The organism is Lutispora sp. (assembly GCF_041687175.1).
In the GTDB taxonomy this organism is placed as follows: Bacteria; Bacillota; Clostridia; order Lutisporales; family Lutisporaceae; genus Lutispora.
In genome coordinates, this window is record NZ_JAWLCK010000146.1 from 1 (window position 1) to 5,788 (window position 5,788).

Sequence of the window (5,788 nt, forward strand, 5' to 3'; positions counted from 1 at the left end):
AGCGATATGATATTGACAGATGATAATTTTACAACTATAGTCCATGCAATTGAAGAGGGCAGAAACATCTATGCAAACATAAAAAAGGCTGTTATATTTCTATTATCATGCAATCTGGGCGAGGTTATATCCATATTTGCTTCCATATTATTCTTCTGGCCTGTGCCATTGCTGCCTACCCAAATACTATGGATAAACCTGATTACAGATTCACTGCCGGCTATAGCTCTTGGAGTAGACCCCGGAGATAAGGATGTTATGAAGATGAAACCAAGAGATCCAAAGCAAAGCTTCTTTGCTGAGGGGGCAGGACTGAGAGCCATAATCGGGGGCAGCTTAATAGGTATATTGACATTGGTAGCCTTCTACTTTGGAATAACTGAACATGGATATAGTTTAGGTTCAAAAAATATACCTGAAGAAGTGTTGACATATGCTAGGACTATGTCCTTTGTGGTTATAGCAGCTTCACAGTTGTTCTATTCATTATCAATGAGAAACTCAGTAAAATCAATATTAAAAATAGGAGTATTCTCTAACAAGTATCTTATAGGAGCCATAGGAGTAGGATTATTCTTACAGTTGGTTGTTATTTCGGTACCCTTCCTTGCCAGTGCATTTAGTGTTCATAACTTAAATTTAAGAGACTGGGCAATTGTTATAGTATTTGCTTTGACACCATTGATAGTTAATGAGATAATAAAGGCTATAATGAGACCATCTGAAAATCAATAAATATAAACCCATTCTTTTTAATCCCAAAGTATTATATAATGTAATAGTATATAATACTTTGGGATGTGTTTTTATGTTTCCATTTACCCATATATGGTTTAGCAGAAATGTATTAGGATACTCGAATAATATGACTGTGCTGGGTTCCATATTTCCCGATGCTCTTGTATCCAGAGAATTGCCCTATGAAGCTACCCATAGAGTCGGCTGGGATTTGTACGACTATTATTATGAGAAAAACTCTAAGTTTTTAGATTTTGCAATATCTGCAACAACCCATACTGTTTCACCTAAAGGTCTTGATTATTATGGGGATGATGCATATGAAGGGTCAATGGGGTACTGCTTCCAAAAAGCTGAAAGTATAGTAGAAGAAGTGATAGACGCATGCAATATTCCTGTGGAATTTGGACTTTGGAAAGCTCATAACTTTATTGAAATGGCTGTAGAATTTGAAATCCTCAATGAAAATGAAGATCTTTTGGAGCTGCTTGATAAAGCATTGAAGGATAATCACACAATGCATGAAATTGAGTCCAGCTTAGAGGAATATTATGGGCTAGAGACTGGAAAACTGAAGAATAGTTTTAAAAGGTTTCAACATTTTGTATATAAGGAGAATATAAGTAGTCATATACTTTCTATAAACTATGATTATCACATGAAAGCTAGACATGGTATTAGTATCGATATTGATAAAGCTTCAAGGATAATAGACAAAGCAAAGCATATTATAAGAGATGATTATATTGATTTTTTTACATTTATTGAAAAAAAAGTTAAGGAAATGTTACATGATAGATTGGAGATTTATTAACCATGGACTTTGAAGTATTGATATTCTTATGTGCTGCCGGGTTTATGGCAGCATTTGTAGATTCTATTGCAGGTGGAGGTGGTATAATCAGCATACCGGCTGTTATGGCTATCGGCATACCCCCTCACTTAGCTTTAGGTACAAATAAACTTGGTGCATTTTTTGGCTCTTTTTCCAGCACCGTGACATATTCCAAATCAAAAAAGATATATTTTCCTTTGATTAAGTATATGATTCCCTTTACACTTATAGGAGCAGTATTGGGAGTAGAAACGGTTTTAAGCATAAATGAAAAAGCTCTTGAGATAATCATATTGGTTTTGACATTAATAATCGCTATATATACTATATGTAAAAAGGATCTAGGCGCTTCCAATGATTTCCAGGGTTTGACAAAAAAGAATATTGCTTTAGGTTGTATATTAGCCTTCGCTATAGGTTTTTACGATGGAATGTTTGGCCCAGGCTCAGGATCCTTTTTGATATTTATTTTTATAAGCATATATAAATTCGATTATCCCATAAGCGCAGGAAATGGAAGAATACTTAATTTTACAAGCTGTGCTGCATCATTAATTACATTTGGATTAAATGGCAGTGTAGACTTTTTATTGGGTATTCCCTTTGTCATTTCAATGATATTAGGAGGTTTGACAGGAGCAAAGTTTGCAATAAAAAAAGGAGCCAAAGTAATTAAACCAATATTTGTAGCAATAGCTCTGGCTCTTATCATTAAAATGCTGTACTCAATCCTTTAATTTTTCTACAATTTCATCTATTATTTTTGTCAGCACCTCTGATTTGGCATCGATTATTATTTTATTCTTGTTTTCAACTGCACTCTTTAGGTCGTTTAATGCGAATTCAAAATTATTCATTAAATCATTTACATCCTTTTTTAATTTAGGTTTTGCTACTGACCAAACATTTATAAGATATTCCATAGTTGGTTTCATAGAGTTGTAATCATCTTTTTCAGCCAATAGCTTTATTTTTTTTACGCTATATCTTAATCTGTCCAGGTCTGGAGGTTCTTTAGTAGTGTAAAGCTCATAAAAATCGGGTAAAGTTTTATATAGAGAGTTAACCGCAAGTAGATTTTTGTATTCATCCTTTGATTGTATGGCACTCGTTAAATCATCAAGACTCTTTTCAAATTCCTCAATAGATTTTGTCTGAGCTAAATCTTTTACCGCTTTTGGTTCATAAGAATTCCACTTTCCGTGCAAATCAGTTACTCTCTTTTTCAAGTCTTCAAATTTTTCTAGAGTTTCCTTTTGCTTTTTTGCAAGTTCCTCCTGTTGCTTTGCAAGCTGCTGTTGCTTTGTGAACTCTGTCAGTTCTTTGGGTTCCATTTCTATTGTTATCTGACTTTGGCTTCCTTGTTGACCGCCCTGCTGACCACTTTGTTCACCACCCTGACCTTCACTTTGTCCCTGTTGATTACCGCCACCTGATGGAGAAACTATGCCTTGTTGAGCTTTCTTTTTATCTTCATACATAGACATAAGAGTTTTCTCAATTTCTTCTATGCTTTTCCTCAACTCTTCCAATTCTTTAGGCGGTTTATTCTCATCTTCTTTCTGAGAAGCACCTGGTGAAGGTTTTAGTTGAGGAGAACAGGAAGCGAGGCAGGTTATTACAATAAATATAAGCAAAAAAGCTATAGATTTATATAAATTTCTTTTCCTAATCAAAAAAATCACCTCTTTTTTATTATTTCCGGTGGTTTAATTAATATTTATTGCACATTTTTATGGCTATTATTTAAAAAATATAAATAAATTTCACAATAAGATTATGATATAATTTAAATTATAGGATCAAAAAATTGTAGAATAATTTAAGGAGCATATAAATGTTACAAAAAATACTGAAGAATAGTTTTTATGTTTTACTTGCACTATTCCTATCTTTATTTATATTGCTTACGGCAACAGAATTGATTGCTTTTAACATGAGTTATTATGATAGCCAATATGAAAAAAATAATATATATGGTAAATTGGGCATTAAACAAGAGGATCTGATGGAATCAACAGAAAAACTTCTTAATTATTTGAAGGATAAGCGGAAAGATCTGGATTTTAAAGTAGCAATAAGAGGAGAAGAGCAAGAATTCTTAAGTCCTAGAGATAAACTTCATATGGTTGATGTAAAAAATCTTTTCGTTATTGGAAGAAATATCAGAAACGGCATTTTTATTTTTTTTCTTTGTTTAATAGGTATTCTGATTTTTAAAAAATCAGAATCAAATTTAAGTAAACTATTTCTACTTTCATCTATACTGGGTACATTGCCTATTATTGTTTTAATAATGCTTATAAATATTGATTTCTATAAATATTTCACAATATTTCATGAGATATTTTTCAACAATGACCTATGGTTACTAGATCCCAAGGTGGATAGACTTGTAAATATTTTTCCAGAAACTTTCTTTTATGATGTAGCACTTAGAATAATTATCTATTATTTGACAGTACAAGCAGTATTATTTATATTAGGATTAACAATTAATATTAGGAGAAAACTAAATAGACAATAATGGAGGCTCAGTGATGAAACGAATTCTATTTATATTACTCATAGTTGTAGTTATTTTTAGCGGATGCACAGGATTGGAAAATGATGATAAAGATATTGCGACTGAATCAGAAATTCAGCAAGAGGAAGCAAGGGATATAATATTATATTTTGCAAATTCTCAAGCCGAATTTGTGGTTCCTGAACATAGAGTTATTACTGTAGAAAAGAACATAAACAATGAAGATTATGCGAGAATAGTATTAGAAGAGCTAATAAAAGGACCTAAAGATGAAAATTTATATAAAACTATACCTAATGAAGTCAAAATATTAAATGTAGAGATTGAAGATGAAACTGTTTATTTAGATTTCTCAAAGGAAATGCATACCGAGCATTGGGGAGGAGCAGCAGGAGAAGATATGACAATAAGCTCTCTGGTAAATACTATGACCGAATTAGAAAATATAAGATATGTGCTTCCTAGTGTGGAAGGTGTTGCTTTAAATATAGAACATATTATTGTTGATGAGCCTTTGGAAAGGATGGAAGAAAAAATATACAAAGAGTAATGTATAATGGAGGTATTCGTATGTTTGATGCAGCAATAGTAGGAGGAGGTCCTGCAGCCATGTCTGCAGCATTAAACCTGAAAATAAGAAACAAGGATTTTATAATTCTTGCTGGTACTGATAAGGTAACAGGGCTTAGCAAGGCTCCTAATATAGAGAACTATCTTGGAATAAATAATATAAGTGGACAAGAACTTATATCCATATATGAAAAGCATTTAGAGGAAATGGGAATAGAAAAGAAGAATGAAATGGCGTACAATATCCTTAATATGGGTGATTACTTTACAATAAACGCAGGGAACAATTTTTATGATGCAAAAACAATAATTATTGCAACTGGCAAGGCTAGAAATAAACTGTTAGATGGTGAGGAGCAATACCTTGGAAGAGGTGTAGGATATTGCGCTACATGTGATGGTCCTTTATACCGGAATAAGACAGTTGCTATTGTATCTGAAAATGAAGAAGGAGAAGAAGAGGCAAGGTTTTTAAGCGAGATTTGCTCTAAGGTATACTATTTGCCTCTTTATAAAACAAGTTTTACAACAAATGGTAATATTTCGTTATTAAAAGGCAAACCAATATCAGTTATTGGTAACGAAAATAAGGTCACATCTCTTTCTACATCTGAGGAGAAAATAGATATAGATGCAGTATTCTTTATTAGAAATGTACTGCCTGTTAATCAGCTTTTAGATGGGTTGGAGCTGGAAGATGGTTCAATAAAAGTTGACAGATCAATGGCTACCAATATTCCAGGTGTTTTTGCCTGTGGAGACTGTGCAGGAAAGCCCTTTCAAATTGCTAAGGCAGTGGGAGAAGGCAATGTAGCTGCTTTAAGCTCTGTAAAATATCTTGATAAAAACATGGAGGTGTAGGTATGATAGATAAAAAAATGGTAATTGACGATATTTTATTCAAACATCCTGATTTGGAATATGTTTTTAAGAATTTCGGGATCAAGTGCTTTGGCTGAGGTGGAGCATTATATTTGTCTGTTGAGCAGGCTGCTCAGCGTTATGGAATCGATGCAGATGAACTGACAAAGGAATTGAACGAAGCTTTACAATAATAAATTCATTTAGATACTATTTGAGAGTAAGAATTAACCGCCCTAATTGGGCGGTTTTGTAAT

7 protein-coding genes are annotated in these 5,788 nt (G+C 32.9%); 6 read left to right on the forward strand and 1 reads right to left on the reverse strand.

Going from position 1 to position 5,788, the window contains the following annotated elements; all coding sequences use genetic code 11:
* From ACESM9_RS13890 to ACESM9_RS13900, 3 genes are all read left to right on the forward strand, one after another.
* On the forward strand, window positions 1-735 hold a 735-nt coding region (locus tag ACESM9_RS13890; protein ID WP_372999912.1), incomplete at its 5' end, for a cation transporting ATPase C-terminal domain-containing protein.
* Between the two features lie 73 nt (window positions 736-808).
* Window positions 809-1,552 carry a hypothetical protein gene (locus tag ACESM9_RS13895; protein WP_372999915.1) on the forward strand — a complete coding sequence of 248 codons (744 nt, stop codon included), beginning with the start codon at window positions 809-811 and terminating at the stop codon, window positions 1,550-1,552.
* Between the two features lie 2 nt (window positions 1,553-1,554).
* Complete coding sequence (locus tag ACESM9_RS13900) at window positions 1,555-2,310, forward strand: sulfite exporter TauE/SafE family protein (RefSeq protein ID WP_372999918.1); 756 nt, start codon at window positions 1,555-1,557, stop codon at window positions 2,308-2,310.
* On the opposite strand, the gene ACESM9_RS13905 is transcribed toward ACESM9_RS13900, so the two are convergent.
* On the reverse strand, window positions 2,299-3,249 hold the full coding sequence (locus ACESM9_RS13905; RefSeq protein ID WP_372999921.1) for a hypothetical protein: 951 nt from the start codon (window positions 3,247-3,249) through the stop codon (window positions 2,299-2,301). The genes ACESM9_RS13900 and ACESM9_RS13905 overlap by 12 nt on opposite strands.
* 161 nt (window positions 3,250-3,410) lie before the next feature.
* Between ACESM9_RS13905 and ACESM9_RS13910 the strand changes: the two genes are divergently transcribed.
* The 3 genes from ACESM9_RS13910 to ACESM9_RS13920 are packed head-to-tail and all read left to right on the forward strand — an operon-like array spanning window position 3,411 to window position 5,531.
* A complete protein-coding gene (locus ACESM9_RS13910; RefSeq protein ID WP_372999924.1) occupies window positions 3,411-4,100 on the forward strand; it encodes a TIGR01906 family membrane protein in 690 nt (229 codons plus the stop codon).
* A 13-nt stretch (window positions 4,101-4,113) separates the two neighbouring features.
* Window positions 4,114-4,650, forward strand: a complete 537-nt coding sequence (locus ACESM9_RS13915) for a GerMN domain-containing protein (protein WP_372999927.1) — start codon at window positions 4,114-4,116, stop codon at window positions 4,648-4,650.
* Window positions 4,651-4,670: 20 nt separating this feature from the next.
* Window positions 4,671-5,531 carry an NAD(P)/FAD-dependent oxidoreductase gene (locus ACESM9_RS13920; RefSeq protein ID WP_372999930.1) on the forward strand — a complete coding sequence of 287 codons (861 nt, stop codon included), beginning with the start codon at window positions 4,671-4,673 and terminating at the stop codon, window positions 5,529-5,531.
* The last annotated feature ends 257 nt before the right edge of the window (window positions 5,532-5,788 follow it).